General features: G+C 59.2%; 20 protein-coding genes. 15 read left to right on the plus strand and 5 right to left on the minus strand.

Annotated elements, in window-relative coordinates:
- Positions 1–8 precede the first annotated feature (8 nt).
- The 4 genes from MWU39_RS13215 to MWU39_RS13225 all read left to right on the plus strand — a co-directional run bounded on the left by MWU39_RS13215 (position 9) and on the right by MWU39_RS13225 (position 3,767).
- The gene (locus MWU39_RS13215; RefSeq protein WP_247160606.1) at positions 9–1,712 is read left to right on the plus strand and encodes a M28 family metallopeptidase; all 1,704 of its coding nucleotides are present in this window, start codon (positions 9–11) and stop codon (positions 1,710–1,712) included.
- A gap of 49 nt (positions 1,713–1,761) precedes the next feature.
- Positions 1,762–2,745: an agmatine deiminase family protein gene (locus MWU39_RS13220; RefSeq protein ID WP_247160608.1), complete on the plus strand. Its 984-nt coding sequence runs from the start codon at positions 1,762–1,764 to the stop codon at positions 2,743–2,745.
- Between the two features lie 40 nt (positions 2,746–2,785).
- Complete coding sequence (locus MWU39_RS14580) at positions 2,786–2,920, plus strand: hypothetical protein (RefSeq protein ID WP_281501234.1); 135 nt, start codon at positions 2,786–2,788, stop codon at positions 2,918–2,920.
- A gap of 88 nt (positions 2,921–3,008) precedes the next feature.
- Positions 3,009–3,767 (plus strand): DUF1223 domain-containing protein, encoded by a 759-nt coding sequence (locus MWU39_RS13225; protein WP_247160610.1) that lies wholly within the window; start codon positions 3,009–3,011, stop codon positions 3,765–3,767.
- Positions 3,768–3,772: 5 nt separating this feature from the next.
- Here the strand turns inward: MWU39_RS13225 and MWU39_RS13230 are convergent, their stop codons facing one another.
- From MWU39_RS13230 to MWU39_RS13240, 3 genes are all read right to left on the minus strand, one after another.
- Positions 3,773–4,519: a sulfite exporter TauE/SafE family protein gene (locus MWU39_RS13230; protein WP_247160611.1), complete on the minus strand. Its 747-nt coding sequence runs from the start codon at positions 4,517–4,519 to the stop codon at positions 3,773–3,775.
- 17 nt (positions 4,520–4,536) lie between these two features.
- A complete protein-coding gene (gene thrS / locus MWU39_RS13235) occupies positions 4,537–6,537 on the minus strand; it encodes a threonine--tRNA ligase (protein ID WP_247160613.1) in 2,001 nt (666 codons plus the stop codon).
- Positions 6,538–6,618: 81 nt separating this feature from the next.
- On the minus strand, positions 6,619–6,855 hold the full coding sequence (locus MWU39_RS13240; protein WP_247160615.1) for a hypothetical protein: 237 nt from the start codon (positions 6,853–6,855) through the stop codon (positions 6,619–6,621).
- Positions 6,856–6,904: 49 nt separating this feature from the next.
- Between MWU39_RS13240 and MWU39_RS13245 the strand changes: the two genes are divergently transcribed.
- From MWU39_RS13245 to MWU39_RS13255, 3 genes are read left to right on the plus strand one after another with little or no spacing between them, the layout of a single operon-like run.
- Positions 6,905–7,081 (plus strand): hypothetical protein, encoded by a 177-nt coding sequence (locus MWU39_RS13245; protein ID WP_247160616.1) that lies wholly within the window; start codon positions 6,905–6,907, stop codon positions 7,079–7,081.
- Positions 7,078–7,689, plus strand: coding sequence for a hypothetical protein (locus MWU39_RS13250; protein ID WP_247160617.1), 612 nt, complete (start codon positions 7,078–7,080; stop codon positions 7,687–7,689). Before MWU39_RS13245 ends, MWU39_RS13250 begins: the two co-directional genes overlap by 4 nt.
- Positions 7,689–7,880, plus strand: coding sequence for a helix-turn-helix transcriptional regulator (locus MWU39_RS13255; RefSeq protein ID WP_247160618.1), 192 nt, complete (start codon positions 7,689–7,691; stop codon positions 7,878–7,880). Before MWU39_RS13250 ends, MWU39_RS13255 begins: the two co-directional genes overlap by 1 nt.
- A 4-nt stretch (positions 7,881–7,884) precedes the next feature.
- Here the strand turns inward: MWU39_RS13255 and MWU39_RS13260 are convergent, their stop codons facing one another.
- Positions 7,885–9,549: an alkaline phosphatase D family protein gene (locus MWU39_RS13260; RefSeq protein WP_247160620.1), complete on the minus strand. Its 1,665-nt coding sequence runs from the start codon at positions 9,547–9,549 to the stop codon at positions 7,885–7,887.
- Positions 9,550–9,625: 76 nt separating this feature from the next.
- On the opposite strand from MWU39_RS13260, the gene MWU39_RS13265 reads away from it, so the two are divergent.
- From MWU39_RS13265 to MWU39_RS13290, 6 genes are all read left to right on the plus strand, one after another.
- The gene (locus MWU39_RS13265) at positions 9,626–10,357 is read left to right on the plus strand and encodes an alpha/beta hydrolase (protein ID WP_247160622.1); all 732 of its coding nucleotides are present in this window, start codon (positions 9,626–9,628) and stop codon (positions 10,355–10,357) included.
- An 11-nt stretch (positions 10,358–10,368) separates the two neighbouring features.
- Positions 10,369–11,214, plus strand: a complete 846-nt coding sequence (locus tag MWU39_RS13270) for a tetratricopeptide repeat protein (protein WP_247160623.1) — start codon at positions 10,369–10,371, stop codon at positions 11,212–11,214.
- Positions 11,211–12,218, plus strand: a complete 1,008-nt coding sequence (locus tag MWU39_RS13275; RefSeq protein WP_247160625.1) for an LLM class flavin-dependent oxidoreductase — start codon at positions 11,211–11,213, stop codon at positions 12,216–12,218. The genes MWU39_RS13270 and MWU39_RS13275 overlap by 4 nt, the downstream gene beginning before the upstream one ends.
- A gap of 95 nt (positions 12,219–12,313) precedes the next feature.
- On the plus strand, positions 12,314–17,035 hold the full coding sequence (locus tag MWU39_RS13280; RefSeq protein ID WP_247160626.1) for an NAD-glutamate dehydrogenase domain-containing protein: 4,722 nt from the start codon (positions 12,314–12,316) through the stop codon (positions 17,033–17,035).
- 48 nt (positions 17,036–17,083) lie between these two features.
- Positions 17,084–18,334, plus strand: a complete 1,251-nt coding sequence (locus tag MWU39_RS13285; protein WP_247160627.1) for an FAD/NAD(P)-binding oxidoreductase — start codon at positions 17,084–17,086, stop codon at positions 18,332–18,334.
- Between the two features lie 12 nt (positions 18,335–18,346).
- The gene (locus tag MWU39_RS13290; RefSeq protein WP_247160628.1) at positions 18,347–19,507 is read left to right on the plus strand and encodes a CoA transferase; all 1,161 of its coding nucleotides are present in this window, start codon (positions 18,347–18,349) and stop codon (positions 19,505–19,507) included.
- On the opposite strand, the gene queG is transcribed toward MWU39_RS13290, so the two are convergent.
- A complete protein-coding gene (gene queG / locus MWU39_RS13295) occupies positions 19,504–20,568 on the minus strand; it encodes a tRNA epoxyqueuosine(34) reductase QueG (protein WP_247160629.1) in 1,065 nt (354 codons plus the stop codon). The two genes, MWU39_RS13290 and queG, sit on opposite strands and share 4 nt — an antisense overlap.
- A 70-nt stretch (positions 20,569–20,638) precedes the next feature.
- On the opposite strand from queG, the gene MWU39_RS13300 reads away from it, so the two are divergent.
- Both MWU39_RS13300 and MWU39_RS13305 read left to right on the plus strand, forming a co-directional pair.
- The gene (locus tag MWU39_RS13300; protein WP_247160630.1) at positions 20,639–21,613 is read left to right on the plus strand and encodes an ATP-binding cassette domain-containing protein; all 975 of its coding nucleotides are present in this window, start codon (positions 20,639–20,641) and stop codon (positions 21,611–21,613) included.
- Positions 21,610–22,926 carry an ABC transporter permease gene (locus tag MWU39_RS13305; RefSeq protein WP_247160632.1) on the plus strand — a complete coding sequence of 439 codons (1,317 nt, stop codon included), beginning with the start codon at positions 21,610–21,612 and terminating at the stop codon, positions 22,924–22,926. The genes MWU39_RS13300 and MWU39_RS13305 overlap by 4 nt, the downstream gene beginning before the upstream one ends.
- Positions 22,927–22,994: the final 68 nt, after the last annotated feature.

The raw sequence follows: 22,994 nt of genomic DNA on the forward strand, positions 1-22,994 counted from the left end.
CAACCCCGATGATGAAACGCATGAGCGCCTTAAGCGCCCTTGCCGCAGGTGCGCTGACTCTAGCGGCTTGTGACGGCATGATGATGGGCGGCGAAATGACCGCTGATCTCGATATTCCTGACGTGGAAGCAGGCGAGCTGTCCGAAGCGACGATGGTCGACATCACCCGCGAGCTTTCCAGCGATGAGTTCGAAGGGCGCATGCCGGGTACACCGGGCGAGGAAAAGACCGTAGCGCTTCTCACGGAGCGGTTCGAAGCTGCCGGGCTTCAGCCGGGCAATGGCGATAGCTGGGTGCAGGAAGTTCCCCTTGTCGAAATTACAGGCAAGAACTTCGCGCCGCTTACAATCACCAATGGTGAGACCGATCTCGTTTATGATTTTGCCAGCGAATGGGTTGGTGTGACCTATCGGGAAGAGGCGAATATCCAGCTTGCCAATAGCGAGATGGTGTTCGTTGGATACGGCATCAACGCGCCAGAGCGCGACTGGAACGATTATGAAGGCGTCGATGTAACCGGTAAAACCGTCGTCGTTTTGGTCAACGACCCCGATTGGGAAACAGAAGGGCTCGACGGCACATTCAACGGCAGAGCGATGACGTTCTATGGTCGTTGGACTTACAAGTATGAGGAAGCCGCGCGTCAGGGCGCGGCTGGCGTCCTGATCGTCCACGACACCGAACCGGCCAGCTATGGCTGGAACGTGGTCGAATCCAGCTGGCAGGGCCCACAAGCCTACCCCCAGCGCGGCGAAAATGCGCCGTCCTTCACAACCATGAACGGATGGATTCAGAAAGAGGTTGCGCGCGAAGTTCTAGCCGCTGCAGGTCAGGATCTCGACGAGCTGACCGCCGCTGCAAAAACAGCGGATTTCAAAGCGGTGGAGCTCGGCATGACCGCCTCGACCAGTTTTGAAAACGACATTCGCACATTTGAATCGCAGAATGTGATCGGCATCCTTCCCGGAAGCGAAGCGCCAGACGAATATGTCATCCACACCGCGCACTGGGATCACTTGGGCCGTTGCCCAGCCGCACCCGATGGCGATGATATCTGCAACGGCGCGGTCGACAATGCGACCGGCACAGCAGCGCTCGTCGCTCTAGCAGAGGCGCACGTCAAAGCGGGCGCGCCGCGCCGCAGCCTCGTGTTTCTTGCCGTGACAGCCGAAGAATCCGGTCTTCTCGGCGCGTATTACTACGCCTCGAACCCAGTCTTCCCACTCGAACAGACCGTTGGCGGCGTGAACATGGACGCGTTTCTTGTCGCGGGCCCATCCAAAGATGTGACGGTGGTCGGCCCGGGCAAATCACAGCTCGACTTGTTCCTTGAAGCGGCTTTGGTTGCGGACGGGCGCGTTGCTACACCAAATCCGAGCCCGGAAGCCGGGTATTATTACCGTTCCGATCACTTCGCGTTTGCGAAGCAGGGCGTTCCGATGCTGTATGTCGATGGCGGTGAAGACCTGATCGATGGCGGCCGCGAAGCGGGTAAAGCGGTTGCGGATGATTACCGTGCGAACCGGTATCACGGCCCGAAAGACGAGTTCAACGAGGAGTGGGACTGGTCCGGTGTGATGGCCGATCTTCAGCTGATGTATCGTCTTGGCCGCAGCATGGCGATGAGCACCAGCTGGCCCAACTGGAACGAGGGCGACGAGTTCAAAGCCACCCGCGATGAAAGCTGTGCCGCTGCCGAAAAGGGCTGCTGAGGGGCCACTGAAACGACCCTAAAGCGACTGAAACGAACAGAACCGATCCATGGCCACCCTTATGCCGCCCGAATGGGCACCTCAGGACTGGCTATGGATCGGTTTTCCGCATCTGGCCGATGAATGGCCGGACTATCTGGAGGCTGCGCAAAAGCAGATCGCCGATTTTGCCAGCGCGGTTGCGGACAGCGGGCAAGAGGTTCGTCTGCTGGTCAGGGACGATGCCAATGCAGCACGAGCCCGCGAATTGGTAAGCGACAAAGTCACGCTTGAGCAGCGCGCCTATGGCGATGTCTGGCTGAGAGATACCGGGCCGCTGATTGTTGCCGAAGATGGCGCGGAGTCGGCGCGCCGATTCGGCTTTAATGGTTGGGGCGGCAAATATGAGATGCCGGGCGACGAAAGCATCGGGGCGGAACTGGCCCGCGATGCCGGGTTGCCGATCGAAACGTCTTCAATGATCCTCGAAGGCGGCGCGATTGATGGGGATGGAACCGGCCTTGTCGCGACGACGGAACAGTGCCTGCTCAATCCCAATCGCAATCCAGCCATGACACGGGAGGATATTGAGGTTGAGCTCAAACAAGCGCTCGGCTTCGATCGCGTGCTGTGGTTGGGCGACGGCTTGATCAACGATCATACCGATGGCCATGTCGACAATATCGCGCGCTTTGTCGGGCCGAACCGTTTGGTGGTTCCCGAAGCGACCGGCGAAGACGACCCCAACGCAGAGATCTATGCCGATGCAGCAATGCGCGCAGAGAAGTTTGGCATGGAAGTCGTCCGCATACCTTCTCCTGGCCTGATCATCCGCGACGGGGCGGTCGAGCCAGCGAGCTACGTCAACTTCGCGATCACGACGCATCTTGTTGTGGTGCCAACCTTCGGCTCACCCCACGATGCGGATGGTGTTGCCGCGATTGCCGCCCTCTTTCCCGATCGGGCAACTGTCGGACTGGCCGCTGATGCTGTGCTCGCAGGTGGCGGCGGCTTTCACTGCGCCAGCCAGCAAATGCCCAGCACGCGTACATAATCTTAACACCTCGTTAGGGTTTTGCCGCGAGAATGTCGGCATGACCAAAGCGATCACCCTTTCCAGAACAGCCTTTGAATCTGCGCATGCGCGCCGGCTCGAAATGGTTCGCGGCGTGATCGTGCTGGGCTGCGGTGTGGCTTTGATCCTCGCCGGGCAGCCGCTTCCGCTTTAAGCGATCTCCGAAAACCCGTCATTGGTAGGTTTGTAACCACAGGCGGGTTTCGCGCGAATAATCTTCGAGATGTTATCGAGGTGATTTCATGCGCACATCCCGAACCCTGACCTTTACTCTTTTGGGCTTTTGCGCCGTCGCGCTGGTCTGGGCCATTGGTATTCCAACCGGAAGCGCCCAACCGAGCTACGCCCCGCACAAGGGTGAGCCCGTTCTGATCGAACTGTTCACCAGCCAGGGCTGTTCTTCGTGTCCGCCCGCCGATCGATTGGCGGCACGATTGGCAAGGGAGGACGACCTCGTGGTGATTTCCAGGCCGGTCGATTATTGGGACAGACTTGGATGGAAAGACACGTTCGGCAAAGCGGAAAACACCGCATTACAGCGCAGCTATGCTCGTCGCGGCCTTGGCGGATACAATGGCGTTTACACTCCGCAAATTGTTGTTGCTGGCTCGCTAGGAGAAGTCGGTTCCGACGAGAGAGCGGTGCGCGGTTTCGTCAATCGAATTGGTTCAAAACCGGCTGCTGCCATTCGGGTGCGCGGTTCATCAGAACGCGGTTTCTCCATCGGTGTTGCTGGGACCACAAGCCGTTCTGCGGAGCTGATGCTGATCGGCGTTTCTACCGAAGAAAAGATCGATATCGGCCGGGGTGAAAATCAAGGCCGCAGCCTGACCTACACGAACGTGCACATTTCAGAGCGAGGCATCTCCAACTGGTCAGGTGGAAAAGCAAGCCATGTGCTTACCGCCAGTCAGCTATCGATCGCAGGCGCGGATCGCTATGCGCTGGTTTTGCGGGTTCCGAATGGCGGAAAAGTGCTGGCCGCGAGCTGGCTCGAATAGCAGGTTCAGTAAAGCAGCTTGACCAGTGCAGCGAGCGCTGCTGCTGCCAAAACAAACGCCACAAAGCTGCGCCAGACGGTATCGCTGACTTTGCCGAAAGCGAAACTGCCCAGCCAGTTGCCAAGCAGCACAGCAGGAAACAGGAGCAGCGCGAGCCACAGCAACCGCAATTCAAGCTCGCCAATCGCATAGCCTGACGCCAGCCCCGCAAAAGCCGCAACTGTGAAGATCGCCAGCATGGATGCCTTGGCAATCTCCCGCGCGATTTTGCGCCCGACATAATAGGGTACGACCGGCGGCCCCGGCATACCTGCAAAGCCCGTCAACAGGCCGCTGATAATTCCGGCTCCGACCGTGGTCGCCGCGCCCGGCATCTTCGCTTCGCGAGTGGGCAACAGGATCAGGACAAACGCCGAAAGAGCAACGAGCGCAATGAGCAGCCGCGCAATATCAGGCGGCGTTGCTGCCAAGGCAATCAGCCCGGGTGCGGTGGTGATCAGAACCAGCCCGCTGATCACCCAAGCCGATTTCTCAGCATGTTTCAGGAACATGCGCAGCTCGCTCAGTCCGATAAACAGCGCGAGGAAATTGATGATCAGCACCGCCTCGATTGGCGTAAGCGCCAGCGCGAGGATCGGAACCAGCAGGATCGCCATGCCGAACCCCGCCATCCCCCGCACAAAGGCAGAGGCAAAAGTGGCGATCACGGCAATCGCGATCTGAGCCCACCCAAAACTGGCGAGAAGTTCCATGCGCCCCGTCTGGACCGTTAGACGCGCAGATCCGGCGGGGTGGCTTCTGCATTGAGGAAGGCGACCGCCTCGTCCAGCGTCAGGACCTTCTGATCCTTTTCGCCCAATGTGCGCATCGTAACCTTGCCTTCTTCCTCTTCGCGCTTGCCGACCACAAGGATGTGCGGAACCTTCGCGAGGCTGTGTTCGCGCACCTTGTAGTTGATCTTTTCATTGCGAAGATCGCTCTTCACGCGAAGGCCCGCTGCGGTCAGCTTGGCTTCGACCTGCTCGGCATAGCCATCGATGTCGGACACGATGGGCGCGACAACGGCTTGGACGGGCGAAAGCCATACCGGCAGACGGCCAGCATAGTGCTCGATCAGAATGCCGATAAAGCGCTCATACGATCCGAAGATCGCCCGGTGCAGCATGACGGGGCGATGCTTGCCGCCGTCTTCGCCGATATAGGTCGCATCCAAGCGTTCGGGTAGAACGCGGTCGGACTGGATCGTGCCAACCTGCCATGTCCGGCCAATCGCATCGGTCAGGTGCCATTCCAGCTTCGGCGCATAGAACGCGCCTTCGCCCGGCAGTTCTTCCCAGCCGAATTCTTCGGTCGCCATGCCTGCCTCTGCGACGGCATCGCGCAATTCCTGCTCGGCCTTGTCCCAATCCTCATCGGAACCGAAACGCTGCTCAGGACGGGTCGCGAGCTTGATTTCGTATTTGAAGCCGAAATCCTGATAAACGGCGTCGGCCATTTCACAGAACTTGCGCACTTCCTCGACCACCTGATTTTCGGTGCAGAAGATATGTGCATCATCCTGAGTGAACTGGCGCACCCGCATCAGGCCATGCAGCGCGCCATGCGGCTCGTTACGGTGGCAGCAGCCCATCTCGCCAAGGCGGATCGGCAGATCGCGATATGACGTGATGCCCTGTTTGAAGACGAGAACATGCGCGGGGCAGTTCATCGGTTTCAACGCCATCCAGTCGGCTTCGCCGCTGATAACAGGCCCGTCATCTTCGGTGTTGGGCACTTCGTCGGGGATCACAAACATGTTCTCGCGGTATTTGCCCCAGTGGCCGGATTGCTCCCACTGGCGCGCATCCATGACCTGCGGTGTCTTGATCTCGCGGTAGCCGCCGCCATCCATTTTGCGGCGCATATAGCTCTCAAGCTCGCGCCAGACGCGGTAGCCTTTCGGATGCCAGAACACACTGCCATGCGCGACATCGGAGAGGTGGAACAGGTCCATCTCTCGGCCGAGTTTACGGTGATCGCGCTTGGCCGCTTCTTCGAGCCGCATTAGGTGCTGGTTGAGCTGTTTCTTGTTGAGCCAGCCCGTGCCGTAAATACGCGTCAGCTGCGCATTTGCTTGGTCACCGCGCCAATATGCGCCCGCAACCCGCATCAGCTTGAACGCCTGCGGGTCGAGTTTCCCGGTGGAGGGCAGGTGCGGCCCGCGGCACATATCGAGCCAGTCATCGCCCGACCAATAGACCGTCAGTTCTTCGTTTTCGGGCAGTTCCTTGGCCCATTCGGCCTTAAACGTTTCGCCTTCGGATTCCCATTTTTGGATCAGGGCCGCGCGTGACCAAGCCTCGCGCCGCAGCGGTTTGTCCGCCTTGATGATCTCGCGCATTTTCGCTTCGATATCGGGCAGGTCTTCGCTGCTGAACGGTTCGCGGCTGGCCGGTGCCATCACGTCGTAATAGAAGCCGTCATCGGTCGCTGGACCAAATGTGATTTGCGTGCCTGGATAGAGCGCCTGCACCGCCTCGGCGAGGACGTGGGCAAAATCGTGCCGCGCCAGTTCCAGCGCATCTTCCTCGTCCTTGGAGGTGATCAAAGCGAGCTCGCTGTCACCTTCAAATGGACGGCCAAGATCGCGCACCTCACCGTTTACACGCGCCGCGAGCGCGGCTTTCGCAAGGCCGGGGCCAATCGCAGCAGCGACATCAGCGGGAGTGCTGCCCGGCTCCATTTCGCGCACGGAGCCATCGGGCAGGCTGATCTTAAGCAGTTCGGTCATTGTTCTTCCGTCTCGTTTCCCTTGCGCCCATGGCACACTCATGCACGCGCTTGAAGAGAGGTGCCTTGATATTTCCAGATTTCAGGAAGCTGACACCGCGCCGCCCGAAACCGGTAGTCCGGGGCGCGGGTGTGGCTGGGTCAGACCAACAGCAACCGGCCCCGGAAAACCGGGGTGGTGGTAGTGGTGGTGGTCGTCACACGGTTGGCCATGGCCAGCGAGATAGCGATGCGCGGCGCGGTTGTCACCCACCCAGCACACGAGCGCCACAAAACGGAAAGCACCCGCTCCATATTGGAAAGTTAGCTTGACATTCATGCGAATCAATGACAAGTGTGCTTTCCATAAGTGAAAGGGAGCTTTCCGAATGACACGTACAACACAAGCATTGATCTGGGCCGCGATCATCATCGCAGCCGCGCTGATCTCCGCCTCTTATGGACTGAGCAATGCCGCTAGCTTTGGCATTATTTCCGGTCTCAGCGGCGCAGCATGGGGCTCGCTCCAAGCGGACTCGCCTTGTGTACGGGGATGCTTGCAATGAGCGGTGCCCGGACTCAAACAAAGTGCAAACCCGTCTTGCCGTGGTTTGTCGTCTTCTTCGCCTTTCTGATCGGTTCTTTGGTCGCAATCGATTTGCTTGACGTGAAAAACCCGCTGATCGCCAACGGCTTGATCCTGCTTTCAATGATCCCTCTTGCGAAGGCCGGGCTGAATGCCTCTGCCAATGCCGCTTCACGCGGAGAGGTGGGCAATGCAACGCGCAATTACCTGATCCGTATGTTGGTGGTCAGCGTTGCCTATATCGGGGCGGTTTTCGCAGCGAGCCAATTGATTGACGATGGCGATCCGGTGACCGTTCTAAGCGTGATCATTGCGCTGGTTCCGGGCCTTGCGATTGCGCTCTATTTCTGGGCGATGGGCAAGTATCTGGCCGAGCAGCAGGATGAGTTCTTGCGAATGCTGATGGTTCGCCAGGCGCTCATCGCGACCGCGATTGCCTTTTCTGCCGCAGCGATCTGGGGCTTTCTCGAAAGCTTTGGCCAAGTCCCCCACATTGACGCGTATTGGTGGCCCATAGTCTGGTTCTTGGGGATCGGCATCGGCGCAATCTTCAACAAAGTTCAATATGGAACCGTCGGAGAGCTTTGATGAACAACCGCCTCAAAGTGCTCCGCGCCGAGCGGGACTGGTCGCAGCAGGATCTGGCTGAACGACTCGGCGTGAGCCGCCAGAGTGTGAATGCGATTGAAAAGGGCCGCTATGACCCGTCGCTTCCGCTGGCCTTCACGATCTCCGAAACCTTCGGCTTACCCATCGAAGAAATCTTCAGCCGCGACTGAGCCACTACGTCTTCAGTGAGTGCGACCCCGCCGCACTTTCGACCCGCTTCGTCCCCGCGAGGCGGGTCGATCGCGTCTTGATGCCCGCTATAAAGCGGTATTCGGTGATCGCTTTGGTGGGCGTCAGCTCGACCGCCATATAGCCGCGCTGCGATGTGTCCGCCCACTTCAATTCATCATTGGCGCGCACCACTAGGCTCGCCATTTTATCGGGTGCGATCACAGGCAAATAGGTTTCGAAACCGGGCGAACTCACCGAGCACACGCCGAGCTCAACGCCCACTTTCTCACCTTCATGGCCAAGCTCGAATGCCCAGCCATTGTGTGTGTCACCAGCGAGCACCAACAGGTTCGCATCCGCTTCGAGCGCGCTTTCAAACACGCGGTCACGCGCGGCGGGGTAGCCGTCCCAAGCGTCCATATTGAGCGGCAGACCAGCCTGACTTGCCATGGCCGATGCCGCGACACGGTTGCGCACAAAGGGCGGTATGCCCTCGCCCAGCATGTCCAGCAGATCGGGCGCAGCAGAGAGTTTACCCATCAGCACTTGCTGGACCAGCACCTGCCATACGGTGCCGTCTGACTTTGACCGGGCCAGCCCATCCGCAAGCCATTGTTCCTGCGCCTCGCCCATCAATTGCCGCTCGGGATCGGCCCATTCGCCTTCGCGAAACTTCGTCAGCGCAGCGATCATCGCATCGGGATTTTCCTGACCCTCCAACACCTTTTGCAAAGAGAACTGCTCATCGCGTCCCTCCAGCCGTGTGTCGAGCCGGAACAGAGTCGCCAGATTGCCAATGTCATAGGCAGCATAGGGCTCATCCGAAACCGGCATCCATTCGCGGTAAACGCGCTTCGCCACTGCTTTGCGCACCTCCCAATCGCCTTCGGTTGCCTCCTGATGGTTTTGGGCGCCGTCTTTCCAGCTGTCATTGGCGCTTTCGTGATCGTCCCAAACCGCGATCATCGGCATCACCTGATGCAGCCGCCTCAAATCTGGGTCGGCGCGGTATGTCGCATAGCGAAGCCGGTAGTCCGCCAGCGCAACAATCTCGCTTTCGGGGGCCAGTACTCGTTCCGCCACCGCTGCACCCGCCGACGGATAGGTACCTGCACCATATTCGTAAATGTAATCGCCAAGATGCAGCGCTAGGTCGCAGTCATTAGCCTCGGCCGCATGGGCATAGGCATTGAAATAGCCAAAGCCGAAATTGGAGCATGAGAAGACAGCGAGTTTGAAACTGCTTTTCGGCCCTTCCGGCAAAGTGCGAGTCCGGCCAATTTCAGATTGAGTGCCATCCGGCGCGCCGAATTGAAAATAGTACCAAGTGTCCGGCTCCAGCCCCTCTTTGGCGATCGCCTTAACGCAGTAATCGCGCTGTTCTGTGACAAGCGCATACCCTTCACTCACTGGCTGAGAGAGGTCAGCGTTCTTTGATATCCTCCAGGTGAGCGTATCCACCTCACCAACATACCGTGTCCACAAAAGGACGCTGTCCGAGTGCGGCTCCCCACTGGCGACGCCATGGGTAAAGCCGGTGCCAAATGTTCGTGCAGAGGCAGGAGTCGCGGCCACGGCAGCCGATGCTCCCGCCAGAGCAAACAGGTTGCGGCGGGATATGCCTGTTTTGGCGCGGGCGGGCATTTCGGCAGCGTCAGTTTTCATCATTGTCTTCTCTCCCCAGAGCCGGCTCACATACATCGGAGCTTGCGCGCCGTGCACAGGTGCGGGCATGATAGCTGTCATGTCAAATGTGCAGTTTCATGAAATGCCCGATCGGCGTAAAATCGCTTATCGTCACACCTCGGGGAGCGGGCCGACACTGGTGTTCTTGCCCGGCTACATGTCCGATATGGATGGCGGCAAAGCAACATCGCTGTTTGCAGAGGCAAAGGCACTGGGCCGCTCTTGTCTGCTGCTCGATTATTCAGGCTGCGGCGCAAGCTCCGGCGATTTTGCGGACGGCACGCTGTCGAAATGGCGCGATGAAGTGCTGGCTTTGATCAAGGCCCATGCGACCGGCCCGATCCTGCTAATCGGATCATCAATGGGCGGCTGGCTGATGTTGATGGTAGCAGAGAAGTTGGGAGACCGGCTTGCAGGGATTGTCGGCATCGCATCTGCACCCGATTTCACCGAATGGGGCCGCAGCGAAGCGGATCAGGCCAAACTATTGGCAGGCGAAACGGTTTATGACGAAAACCCTTACGGGCCTGAGCCAACGCCGATGCACCCCGGCTTTTGGGCGGACGGTCAGGCCAACCGCATGCTCGACAGCGAGATTGCAATCCACTGCCCCGTCCACCTGCTCCACGGACAGCGCGATGCCGATGTTCCGTGGGAAATCAGTATGCGACTCAGCAAAGCCCTGCGTTCGGACGCGGTACAGGTGACACTGGTAAAGGACGGCGATCACCGCTTGTCGCGCGATTCTGATATCGCGCTGCTTAAGGCGGCTGTCTCCAGCTTTTACTAACGGAAATCATCGTGTCACTGCTTCTCGCAACTCTTCTTCAGGCGGCCCACGGCAATACCGGCGCGATGCCGAATTTGCCCGACGACCTGATCCATCGCCCGCCACGGTCAAATGTGATCGAAGCGCCCGCAAATCCCACCAGCGCATGGCTGTCGGAATGTCTGGATCAGCTTGCCGAGGACCCGGCGCGTGCGCATTCGAAAGCGCAAATCCGCCGCACCGAAACCAGCGGCGCGGACCGTGTGATTGCGAACCATTGCCTGGGGCTTGCATCGACGGAACTGGGGCTGTGGGATGACGCCAGAGCCGCTTTCCTCGCCGCACGTGACGAAACACCTGAAGGCGAAAACAGTGCCCGCGCGCGGTTCGGCACGATGGCTGGCAACGCTGCTCTCGCTGGCGGCGATGCGGAGGCTGCCGCTGCCATGCTGACTGCAGCGCGCCAGGATGCCAGCACAGCAGCCTCAGCGACTTTGGAGGCTCTCGCTGCAATCGATCAAGCCCGCGCATTGGTTGCCCTGAACCGCGGAGAGGACGCCTTGAATGCGCTGAGCGCCGCGACACAACTTGAACCGGCGATGGTGGAAGGCTGGCTGTTCAAGGCGACGCTTTTGCGCAGGATGGACAGGCTTGACGAAGCCCAAACCGCGATTGAGCGCGCTTCCGATCTCGCTCCGGTCGATGGGCAGATCGGTTTGGAAGCCGGCGTGATCGCGGTGCTTTCGGGCCGCGAAGACTCAGCGCGAAAGAGCTGGCAATCGGTGGTCAACACTCAGCCCGACAGTCCCGCTGCGCAAACCGCCAAAAGCTATCTTGCGCAAATCGGCCCAGCGGCAGACACACCTGCAGAACCATGACCCAATTCTCTGTCCTCGATCTTGTCCCGGTTAGCGAAGGCCGCACGCTGGGCGATGCTTTCGAGGCAAGCGTTGCGCTTGCAAGGACAGCCGAAAGACTGGGCTGCAAGCGCTACTGGGTGGCCGAACATCACGCCATGGAAGGCATCGCAGGGGGTGCGACATCGGTGGTGCTGGCCCATATCGGCAACGCCACGAGCAGCATTCGCATCGGGTCTGGCGGCATCATGCTTCCCAACCACACGCCGTTCCAGATTGCGGAACAGTTCGGCACGCTTGATGCGCTTTTCCCCGGACGGATCGATCTGGGCCTTGGCCGCGCTCCGGGAGCTGGACCCGAATTGCAGCGAGCGCTGCGCAAAGACCTGCATCAGGCTTCTGAGTACTTCCCTCAGGATGTGGTCGAACTTCGCGCGCTCCTGACCGGAGACCTCGACTTGCCAATCAAGGCGACGCCGGGTCTAGGCGCGAATGTCGATTTTTGGATGCTGGGGTCAAGTCTGTTCGGCGCCCAGCTCGCTGCGAAACTTGGGCTGCCCTATGCGTTTGCCGCGCACTTTGCGCCCGATCATCTGGACAATGCACTCGAGATTTATCGCCGCGGCTTTCAGCCATCCAACGCGCTGGTGAAACCTTATGTCGCGGTTGCCATGAACGTCTTTGCCGCGTCCAACGATGGCGAGGCGGAATATCTCGCATCCAGCCAACAGCAGGCATTCGTTGCCTTGCGCACTGGCACACCGGGCAAGCTCAAGCCGCCAATTGAAGGCTACAAGGCGACGCTCCCTGCGCCTCATCGCGCGATGCTCGATCATTTGAGCCAAGCCGCAGCCGTCGGAACGCCTGCAACGGTTTGTGAGAAGATCGTTGCCTTTGCGGATCGCACCAAAGCGGATGAGATTATCCTGTGCGGATCGACTTTTGATCCTGATGCTCGGGTCCGCTCGCTTGAGCTCACGATGGAGGGACTTGCAGCTTCTCAGGCGGCGTCCATTCCTGCGTAGTTTTCCGGATGATCGCGCTTGCACACCTTAGGCAAAAGCGAGTAAGCCGTAACGATAAAACAAACCAGCATAATAATGTTGCTCGGAGCAGGATCATGGTGTCGAAGGCGTCGGAGAAATCCGCTAAGCAGCCCGCTAAACAAGCAGGCGCTTCCAATGCGTTGCTCACTTCGCTGAAAAAGCATCTGAAGGCATCGATTTTACCGGGCGACACCTCGCTCGACGGGCCAGCGCTTGCTGAAGCGGCCGAATTTATCCTCGAAGCGGCGCATCAGCGCGATTCCCAACGATCATCGCTCCGGCTCGAATCGGCGGCGGGTGAACGGCGCAAGATGCGCATCGCCATCATCAATGACGATATGCCGTTTCTGGTGGATTCGATTGCTGCGACGATTGCAGCGCAATCGCTCAGCATCGACCGGCTCGTGCACCCGGTCCTTTGCGCAGAGCGCAACGAAGCTGGCGAGCTGATTCGTTTGAGCGATGCCAAGAGCGACGGCCTGCCATTGGAATCGTTGATCTACATCGAAACACCGCGTGTCGATGCGCGCCAACGCCGTGAGTTGGAACAGGCTCTGCGTGTTACCCTTGGTGATGTCCGCGCGGCTGTTACCGATTGGCCCAAGATGCAGGCCCTGATGGCATCGGACATAGAGGCAATAGGCGATGATGAATCGCAAGCCCTTATGACCTGGCTGAACAAAGGGATGCTGACGCAGCTCGGTCATGTAAAACGCGACCGTGATGGCAAACAAAGCGAAGCTAAGGGTATCTGCCGTAAGAGTACGCGTGATATTCTGGCCGAGGCCTCGATAGAACGTGCGTTCGATTGGTTCGATGATTGTGATACGCGCAATGATCGGCACGATTTGCTGGTCATCAAAGCCAACCGCCTTTCCCATGTGCATCGGCGCATCCCGCTCGATCTGTTTATCGTTGGCCTGCGCGATACGAAGAGCGGCAAGGTGCAGACGCTGTCGATTCATGCTGGCATCTGGACAAGCGCTGCGATGGCGACCCCGCCAACAGAAGTGCCCGTGTTGCGGGCCGACCTTGAAGCGATCTCGCAAAAGCTTGGCTTCAGTACGGGCGGTCACGCAAGCAAAGCGTTGATCCATGCATTCACCGCATTGCCGAATGATCTGCTGATCGGCTTCACTCAGGATTCCATCGCTCGCCTCGCCACCACGATGATGAGCCTTGTCGACCGGCCCCGCCCGCGTCTTGCGCTGATCACATCACGGCTCGATCGGCACATTTACGCGTTCGTCTGGCAGCCACGCGATACAGTCTCGACTCAGGTCCGCTTGCAAATCGAAGATATGTTCACGGCGCATGAAGGCACAGCGGTGCTGGATTGGACCCTTGAAGTCGAAGGCGGCACGCTGGCCATGCTGCAATTCGTAATCGACATTCGCGAAGCGAAACAATTGCCGAATGAAGCAGCGCTTGAGCTGCAGTTCCAGGACATGCTGCGCGGTTGGGGCGAAGCGGTCGAGAAGCAACTGTCCGAAACTATGGACCCGTCGCGCGCAGCGGCACTGGCTTCGCGATATGCCGACGCTCTGCCAATGAACTACCGCGGGCGTTATGACGCAGCGGAGGCGGCCCTCGACATCACCTGCCTTCGCGGTCTGAACAGCGATCTTGAAAATAGGCGCGGTGTCCGCCTCTATTGCATCGGCAAGGATCCTGCGCACCGGCTACGCCTTAAGATTTATCAGCAGGAAGGCGCGCTGCCGCTGTCAGACGCTGTGCCCGCTCTCGAAAACTTCGGCTTCCGAGTGATCAAGGAAATCCCCGTCACGCTGGATGAGGGCAAGCTTGGCACGATCCACGAATTCACCGTCGACCTGCCCGAAGGCGCATCGGCTGCCAAACTGCTGGAGCGCGCGCACGCAATCGAGCCCGCAATCGCCGAAGTGCTGAACGGCGGAGCGGAAGATGATCCGTTCAACCGTTTGGTAGTAAGCACCGGTCTTGCCGCGCGGGAAACCGAATGGCTGCGGGCGATTTATCGCTATCTGCGCCAAACCGGCATGGGCTTCACCATCTACACTGTGGTTGATGCGTTGGGACGCGCCCCTGATGTTACCCGCGCAATGATCGACCTGTTCGTTGCCAAGCATAACCCCGGCTTTTCGAGCAGCCGGGATGAAGCGGTTTCAGGCGCGGGGGCTGCGTTCAATCGCGGTCTCGCCAAAGTCTCCGCGATCAACGATGATCGCTTGCTGCGCCTGTACCGCGCCGTGATCGACGCGGTCTTGCGCACCAACGCGTTTGCGCCAGCCGCAGCCGAAGCGCTTGCGTTCAAAATTGATTCCGCCCTTGTGCCGAACCTGCCGAAGCCTGTGCCGTGGCGCGAGATTTTCGTTTATTCGCGCCGCGTCGAAGGCATCCATTTGCGCTCAGGCGCGATTGCCCGCGGCGGCCTGCGCTGGTCCGACCGGCGCGACGATTTCCGCACCGAAATTCTTGGCCTGATGAAAGCGCAGCGGGTGAAGAACGCTGTCATCGTGCCGACCGGTGCGAAAGGCGGCTTCTACCCGAAACAATTGCCATCACCTGCAACCGACCGCGAAGGTTGGGCCGCGGAAGGCCAAGGCAGCTATGAAGTGTTCATCAGAACGCTGCTGTCTGTCACCGACAACATCGTCGATGGCAAAGTCGTCCATCCTGAAAAAGTCGCGATCCATGACGGAGAAGACCCCTATTTCGTAGTCGCCGCCGACAAAGGCACTGCGCGGTTCTCGGACGTGGCAAACGGGATCGCTGGAAGCCGCGATTTTTGGCTCGACGATGCCTTCGCAAGCGGCGGCTCAAACGGATACGACCACAAGGCGATGGGCATCACCGCGCGCGGCGCGTGGGTTTCTGTGCAGCGACACTTCCTCGAAATGGGTGTCGACGTTCAGAAAGACAGTATCCGCGTCGCAGGGTGCGGCGATATGTCCGGCGATGTCTTTGGCAATGGCATGCTGCTGTCGAAAGCGATTAAGCTGGTCGCGGCGTTTGATCACCGCCACATCTTTATTGACCCCGATCCCGATCCCGCAGCCAGCTGGAAAGAGCGCAAGCGCCTTTACGACCTGCCGCGCTCGAGCTGGGAGGAATACAATTCCGATCTCATTTCCAAAGGCGGCGGCGTCTATTCGCGCGACCTGAAACGCATCAAGCTTTCCAAGAAAGCGCGCGAGATGCTCGGCATCGAAGAGAAAGAAATCGAACCTGATGCACTGGTCAGCGCAATCCTTAAGGCAGAGCTGGACCTGATCTGGTTTGGCGGCATCGGCACTTACATCAAAGCGGAACACGAAGGCCATCTGGCAGTTGGCGATCCCGCCAACGATGCGTTGCGCGTAGACGCAGCGGAGCTGCGCACCAAAGTCATCGGCGAAGGCGCAAACCTTGGCATTACGCAAGCGGGCCGCATCGCGTTTTCGATGAATGGCGGGCGCATCAACACCGACTTTATCGACAATTCGGCGGGCGTCGATTGCTCGGATAACGAAGTGAACATCAAGATCGCTTTGGCTGCCGCAACGCGCGAAGGCGCGCTGACCGAGAAGAAGCGCAACAATCTGCTAGCCAAGATGACGGATGAAGTTGCGGAAATCGTGCTGGAAGACAATCGCCTCCAAGCACTGGCGCTTTCCGTCGCAGAGGCGGCAGGGCCGGAAGCCACTGCATCCTATATCCGCCTGATCGAGCAGCTTGAAGAGATCGGCGATCTCGACCGGCGAACAGAGGGGCTTGCGCAAAGCGACGCCTTCACGCGCCGCGCCGCTGATGGCAAAGGCCTGACACGGCCAGAGCTCGCAGTGCTGCTCTCTTCAGCCAAGCTGGCTTTGCAGGACGCCATCGAAGGAAGTGGATTGCCGGATGATCCAATGCTGGAATCCTCTCTCATCGCACTCTTCCCAGAGCCGATGCGTAAGAGCTTTACTCCGCAAATTCAGGGCCACCGCCTCCGCCGCGAGCTGGTCGCGACTGACCTTTCCAACCGCATCGTAAACCGGCTTGGTCTGGTCCACGCATTCGAGCTTGCAGAAGAAGAGGGTGTGGGCCTTTCAGATGTCGCCGCTGCTTTCGTGGTGGTTGAACGGATGTTCGATCTCGGCACGCTTTGGGAAGAGCTCGACACCGCGAAAATGAGCGAAGCGGCCCGATTGACTTTGTTTGACCGCGCTGCCGCGGCAGTCGGAAATTTGATGTCTGACGTGCTGCGAACTGCAGCAGGTCAGGTGCAAGCTGGCGAATTGGTCGAAACGCTCCATTCGCGCATCGGCATATTGAAAGAGGCACACAGCGAGCTTTTGTCGAGCGAAACGCGAGAGAGATCGGAGCAACTGCGCCGTCATTTCGTTGATCAGGGTTGCCCCGATGCACTCGCTCTCAAAGTGGCGAACCTGTTTGATTATGATGGATCAATCGGGCTGGCTCAGCTGTCTCTCACGACGGATCTCGATCCCAAACAGATAACCCACGCCTTTACCGATATTGGCGGACGGATCGGGCTGGATTGGGCGCAGGGCACCGCCGCGCACATGTCTCCATCCGATATCTGGGAACGACTCCTCGTCGACGGGCTTGCGCGCGATTTCCAGCATATGCGGCTTGAATTTCTTCGCCGCTTGCTCCGCCGAAAGGGTGGTAAAGACGATCCGCAGGGCGCGATTGCCGATTGGGCAGCGCGCAATGAGAACGCCGTTGCGCAATTCCGCGCGATGATTACGCGGGCTCAGGCGCGGCCTCCAATCGCTCCGGCGGTGCTGGCGCAGATCGCCAGTCAGGCCCGCAACTTGCTGGAACGCTAAGTCTCTAACGGCTTGACGGACACGCAATTTGCGGCGACCCATTCGCGCATGACGCAAGAGGGAAATGCTCCGGACCACGCAGATGTGGTGATCGTCGGCACCGGCCATGGCGGCGCGCAAGCAGCGATTGCGTTGCGCCAGCAGGGCCATGAAGGTTCGATCCTGATGATCGGGCGCGACAGCATCCCGCCCTATGAACGCCCGCCCTTGTCCAAGGAATATCTGGCGGGCGATAAGGGATTTGAGCGGATCATGATCCGGCCCGAGAAATTCTGGGCCGACAAGAATATTGATCTGCTGCTCGGCAGCGGCGTAACCGAAATCGACTGGATGGGGCACAACCTCACGCTCTCGAACGGAAGCGCAATCGGCTATCGCAAGCTGATCTGGTCGGGCGGCGGCGATCCGCGACGCTTGGGCTGTCCTGGCGCGAATCTGAAAGGCGTGTTCTACGTTCGTGACAAGCGCGATGCTGATGCAATGATGGCTGCGCTGGAAGCCGGAGCGAAACGCGCTGTTGTAATAGGCGGCGGTTATATTGGACTGGAAGCAGCCGCTGTCCTGCGAAAGCTCAGCTGCGAAGTGACGCTAGTGGAAACGCTGCCGCGCGTTCTTGCCCGTGTCGCTGGCGAGGACCTCTCAAATTTCTACCAAGCCGAGCACCGCAGACAAGGCGTCGATATACGTCTTGAAACCAGCGTAACCGAGATTGTCGGCACTGACGGACACGTCTCCAGCGTGACGCTCGACAATGGCGAGGGTGTCGAGTGCGATATGGTCGTGGTGGGCATCGGGATTGTGCCAGCGGTGGCGCCGCTGATCGCTGCGGGAGCGGCTGGATCCAACGGGGTCGATGTCGATTTCTGCTGCCGCACGACTTTGGACGATATCTACGCGATTGGTGACTGCGCCGCGCACGCCAATCCCTATGCGGATAGCGCCGTCATCCGCTTGGAGTCGGTCCAGAACGCGCATGATATGGCGAACATCGTTGCCAAGGCGATCATGGGCGACAAACAGGAATACAATTCCCTGCCCTGGTTCTGGTCCAACCAATATGATCTGAAATTGCAGACGGCGGGACTGAGCCTTGGCTATGATGAGACTGTCTTGCGCGGCGACCCGGACACGCGGAAATTCACCGTCGTCTATCTCAAAGAGGGCAAACCAATCGCCTTTGACTGCGTTGGCACGATGAAAGACTATGTGCAGGGCCGCAAAATGCTCGAAGCGGGAACCGAGAAAGTGGATCGGGACTTACTCGCCGACCCTGACATACCGCTCAAAGAAATGCTGTAAGGGCTCGCCCCAATGATAAGTGCCAATGACGGAAAGCCGATGCTCGAAGGCGTGGAGGTCATTGACCTGACCAGCGTCGTTTTCGGCCCCTATGCCACGCAAATCCTGTCAGATTACGGCGCGGATGTCATCAAAATCGAAGGGCCTAGTGGCGATGCCTATCGCCACGGTGCAAAGCCCGCCCAAACGCCAGGCATGGGGCCAGGCTTTATCGCGCTCAATCGCGGCAAGAAGTCGCTCGTTCTCGACCTTAAGAACCCCGACGATGCAACGACGCTTCGCGATCTTTTGAGCACCGCCGATGTGTTCGTCCACAATGTCCGTGAAGCGGCGATTGCACGTCTTGGGTTCGACTATGACACGGTCAAAGCGCTGAATCCGGCCATCATCTATGTCCATTGCGTCGGCTTTGGATCGGGCGGACCCTATGCCGGATTGCAAGCCTATGACGATGTCATTCAAGCCGCGACGGGCACCACCACCCTATTGCCGCGCGTCGATGGAGATGAGCGCCCGCGTTACCTGCCGTCGCTGATCGCGGATAAGGTCGCGGGGCTACACGCCGCCTACGCCACGCTCGCCGCGATCACCCACCGTCTCCGCACGGGCAAAGGCCAGCATGTCGAAGTGCCGATGTTCGAGGCTTTTGCCAGTTTCATGCTGAAAGAGCATCTCGACGCGAAAACATTTGATCCGCCAAATGGTGATGCGGGTTATGGCCGTCAGGTCGACCCCGATCGTCAGCCGATGATGACCAAAGATGGCTGGATCAGCATCGTGCCATACACTCTGCCGCAATTCCCCAAAGTTGTGGCGCTGCTGGGCGATCCTGAACTGGTGGGCGAAGAACGGTTCAAGGACCCGCGCGGGATCATCGCCGCCGCGCCCGAGCTCTATCAGCGCATGGCCGCACTCACTCCTCTAAAAACGACCAGCGAGTGGCTGGAGATCCTGCGCGAGCACAACATCCCATGCATGGCAGTGACCGACCTAGATGATGTGATCGACGACCCGCATTTGCGCGAGACTGGCTTTTTCGAGCTTTCCGAGCATCCAAGCGAAGGGGCGCTGTATCAGATGCGCGATCCCAACACGTTCAGCGATTGGTCCCCCGAAGCGCCGGGCCACGCTCCGCGTCTGGGCGAGCATAATAGCGAGTTTGGTAAGAACTAGGCCAACCGCGCCGCTGCCCATTCGGCAGCATCTGCTACCACCGGATCGGGATCGCTTTTCAGCGCCATGACCTGCGGCATCAATCTGGCATCACCGCTATTGCCCGCCGCATAAAGGCAGTTGCGCACGAACCGATTTCGCCCGATCCGTTTGATAGGAGAGCCGGAGAAGAAAGAACGAAAGCCCGCATCATCCAGCGCCAGCAACTCGCCAAGGCGCGGCGCTACCAATTCGGCGCGCGGTAAGAATTCACGCATCGCATGCGCTTGATCGGCAAACTTGTTCCATGGGCACACGGCAAGGCAATCGTCGCAGCCGTAGATCCGGTTGCCCATCGCCTCGCGGAATTCCTCCGCCACCGGGCCTTTGTGTTCAATCGTAAGGTAGGAAATGCAGCGCCGCGCATCGAGCTTGTAAGGCTGCGGAAAGGCATCGGTCGGGCAGCTATCAAGGCAGGCGCGGCATGACCCGCATTGATCGCGCTGCGGCTCACTTACGGGCAGGTCGAGCGTCGTGTAGATCGCACCAAGAAACAGCCAGCTGCCATGCTCGGGACTGACAAGGTTCGTGTGCTTACCCTGCCAGCCGATCCCCGCTGCTTCACCCAGCGGCTTTTCCATAACCGGGGCGGTATCGACGAACACCTTCACTCGGGCGTCGGGTTGATCAGCAACCAGCCAACGGGCCAGCGCCTTCAGCTTCTTTTTGACGACATCGTGGTAATCCTTGCCCTGCGCATAGACCGATATCCGCGCGTGGCTTTTCGCGTCTTCCAGCGCCATCGGATCATTCGCAGGCGCGTAGCTCATACCAAGCGCGATAACGCTGCGCGCTTCGGGCCATAACCCTTGCGGAGAGCGGCGATGCTCCAGCCGGGTCTCCATCCACTCCATCGAACCGTGATTGCCTTCGCCCAGCCATGTCTCAAGCCGTTCGGCCCGCACAGGATCCGTACCCGCGCTGGCTATCCCGAACGCAGCAAAACCTAAGCTGCGCGCTTCTTCCTCCAAGCAATCCACCAGGGCAGTCTCGGGGTTATCGGTAACTGCGCTGTTAACCACGCTTGGGGTTGCTCCCGTTCAGTTTCGCGCGTTAACCACCGCGCTTATGCATATGACAGTAGGCGAACACATGACGGCTCACAACGTCGCAGAACCCGGTGCGGATGATCGACCGCTCGCAATTGAAGCGCGCGGGCTGGTCAAAGACTTTGACGGAACACGTGCAGTAGACGGCGTTGACATCTCGGTACCCGAAGGCGCGATCTATGGCATTCTTGGCCCTAATGGTGCGGGCAAGACCACAACTTTGCGGATGCTGCTCGGCATTATTGACCCTGATGAGGGTATCCGCCGCGTGTTCGGGCATGATCGTCCGCACGACATCGGCCGCTTGATCGGCTATCTTCCCGAAGAGCGCGGGCTGTATCCGGCAATGAAATCGGTTGAAGCCATCGCTTTTATGGGCGCGCTGCGCGGGCTACCGTTGGCCGAAGGGCGCAAGCGCGGGATGGAATTGCTTGAACGGCACAATCTTACCCATGCGGCTGATCGCCAGATCCGTCAGCTCTCCAAAGGCATGGCGCAGACCGTGCAATTGCTCGGCACGCTGGTTCACCGGCCGCGCCTTGTTGTTCTAGATGAGCCATTTTCCGGCCTCGATGCCATCAATCAGGGCAAGCTCGAAGGGATGATCCGCAACCTCGCCGATGACGGCGTGACCGTGATCTTCTCGACCCACGTGATCCATCATGCAGAGCGCCTCTGCGAAGGCGTAGCGATCATTGCAGGGGGCAAAGTTCCCTATGCGGGCAGCGTCGAGAGCGCACGAGACCGTATTCCAGCGCAAGTTCGCCTCGAGACACGCGCCCGCGAGGGTGCATGGACCAACGCCATGCCGGATGATGCACGGCGCGAAGGCGACTTCTTCTATTTCTCGCTTCCCGAAACCGGTGTTGAGCCTTTGCTCAAACGCCTGATCGAAGGCGAAGCAGGCATTATGTCGCTTTCTATCGAGCGCGCCGGTTTGCACGATGCATTTGTCGCTATCGCGGGTGAAGCTGCGGCCCGACAACTTGAGACGGATCAGGCGGGAGGTGCATCATGAGCAATCACGATCAAGCCGCCATCGACGCGCGTCCGCGCCTCTCTCGTCTTGAGGCCGCATGGGTAATTGCCCGGCGCGACTTTATTGCTGTGCTCTTCAGCCGTGCATTTTTGTTCTTTCTGATCGGGCCGCTCTTCCCCGTATTGGTTGGCGGGCTTGCTGGCAGCATTGGCGGGCAGAATTCCCGTGCAGCTGTCAGCAGCGAGATCGGCCTTGCCATGAGCGCCGAAGACAACGCCGCGATGATCGCTGCAGCAGCCAATCTGAAGCCGCAATTGCGCGGCGGTGTGCCCGATCTCGTTACAGTGCCTGAGGCGGCGGATAATCCGAATTTCGACGCCCGGGAGCACCTGGAACAGCGCAAGGGCAACTACGTCGCCATAGTTGGCGGCTCGCTTTCAGCGCCTGCGATCACGGGAACCGAAGGGCAAATCAACCGGTGGAAAGGCCCCGTCGAACTCCTCGCCGGAACTGCAATGAGCGCTGCACCAAGCACTTTCCCACAAAGTTCGACCACGCTGGTCACTTCCAGCGCTGCTTCGGAGCGCTCTTTGCGCCTGCGCACAGCGGGGGCAGCACAGATGATCCTGTTCCTTCTGACGATGCTGCTCGGTGGAATGGTCCTCTCCAACCTCGCCGAGGAAAAGGGTAACAAGATTATCGAAATCCTCGCCGCCGCACTGCCTATGGATGCGGTTTTTATGGGCAAGCTGTTTGCCATGTTGGGCGTCAGTTTTGTCGGCATCGCCGTGTGGGGCGCGTTTGGATGGGGTTTCTGGGCTGTGGCCGAAGATGCCATCGTCACCGTGACGCAAACCAATTACCGCGAGCTTCCCGGCCCCGCTGTCGGCTGGCCGATGTTTATGACGCTGGCGATCCTGTATTTCTCGATGGCGTATCTGCTGCTCGGGTCTTTGTTCCTGACAATCGGGGGCATGGCGAGCACCGTGCGCGAAGTGCAGACAATGTCGATGCCGGTCACAATGATGCAGCTGATGGTGTTCTTCCTCGCCGCCTACACGGTGACCATGCCGGGATCGGCGCTTGAAACGGTTGCAATCATTTTCCCGCTGTCGTCGCCATTCGCGATGCTGGCTCGGGCCGCCCTCGAAGAGACGCTGTGGACCCATGCTCTTGCTCTACTTTGGCAGGCATTCGCTGTGATCGTCTTGGTCAAAGGCGGATCAATGCTGTTCCGCAAGCGTGTAATGAAATCGGGCGGCGGAGGTCATGCGAAAAAGCGTCGCAATTGGTTCGGTAAACGGGGCCCCACCAATTCGGCGCAACAATCTTCCATCGAGCCGGCAGAATAAGTCGCATTTCGCAACCGAGTATTGACACCTGTGTCAGTTACGGCAGGATGCGGGCCCAGAGACAGGAA

Source organism: Erythrobacter sp. F6033 (assembly GCF_023016005.1).
In the GTDB taxonomy this organism is placed as follows: Bacteria; Pseudomonadota; Alphaproteobacteria; order Sphingomonadales; family Sphingomonadaceae; genus Erythrobacter.

Coding starts and splice junctions, on each gene's coding strand:
- thrS (WP_247160613.1), bottom strand. CDS start 6,537: ATGACCGAACTGCTTAAGATCAGCCTGCCCGATGGCTCCGTGCGCGAA.
- MWU39_RS13245 (WP_247160616.1), top strand. CDS start 6,905: ATGACACGTACAACACAAGCATTGATCTGGGCCGCGATCATCATCGCA.
- MWU39_RS13275 (WP_247160625.1), top strand. CDS start 11,211: ATGACCCAATTCTCTGTCCTCGATCTTGTCCCGGTTAGCGAAGGCCGC.
- MWU39_RS13265 (WP_247160622.1), top strand. CDS start 9,626: ATGTCAAATGTGCAGTTTCATGAAATGCCCGATCGGCGTAAAATCGCT.
- MWU39_RS13255 (WP_247160618.1), top strand. CDS start 7,689: ATGAACAACCGCCTCAAAGTGCTCCGCGCCGAGCGGGACTGGTCGCAG.
- MWU39_RS13280 (WP_247160626.1), top strand. CDS start 12,314: ATGGTGTCGAAGGCGTCGGAGAAATCCGCTAAGCAGCCCGCTAAACAA.
- MWU39_RS13225 (WP_247160610.1), top strand. CDS start 3,009: ATGCGCACATCCCGAACCCTGACCTTTACTCTTTTGGGCTTTTGCGCC.
- MWU39_RS13285 (WP_247160627.1), top strand. CDS start 17,084: ATGACGCAAGAGGGAAATGCTCCGGACCACGCAGATGTGGTGATCGTC.
- MWU39_RS13260 (WP_247160620.1), bottom strand. CDS start 9,549: ATGATGAAAACTGACGCTGCCGAAATGCCCGCCCGCGCCAAAACAGGC.
- MWU39_RS13215 (WP_247160606.1), top strand. CDS start 9: ATGATGAAACGCATGAGCGCCTTAAGCGCCCTTGCCGCAGGTGCGCTG.
- MWU39_RS13230 (WP_247160611.1), bottom strand. CDS start 4,519: ATGGAACTTCTCGCCAGTTTTGGGTGGGCTCAGATCGCGATTGCCGTG.
- MWU39_RS14580 (WP_281501234.1), top strand. CDS start 2,786: ATGACCAAAGCGATCACCCTTTCCAGAACAGCCTTTGAATCTGCGCAT.
- MWU39_RS13290 (WP_247160628.1), top strand. CDS start 18,347: ATGATAAGTGCCAATGACGGAAAGCCGATGCTCGAAGGCGTGGAGGTC.
- MWU39_RS13240 (WP_247160615.1), bottom strand. CDS start 6,855: ATGAATGTCAAGCTAACTTTCCAATATGGAGCGGGTGCTTTCCGTTTT.
- MWU39_RS13220 (WP_247160608.1), top strand. CDS start 1,762: ATGGCCACCCTTATGCCGCCCGAATGGGCACCTCAGGACTGGCTATGG.
- MWU39_RS13250 (WP_247160617.1), top strand. CDS start 7,078: ATGAGCGGTGCCCGGACTCAAACAAAGTGCAAACCCGTCTTGCCGTGG.
- MWU39_RS13305 (WP_247160632.1), top strand. CDS start 21,610: ATGAGCAATCACGATCAAGCCGCCATCGACGCGCGTCCGCGCCTCTCT.
- MWU39_RS13300 (WP_247160630.1), top strand. CDS start 20,639: ATGACGGCTCACAACGTCGCAGAACCCGGTGCGGATGATCGACCGCTC.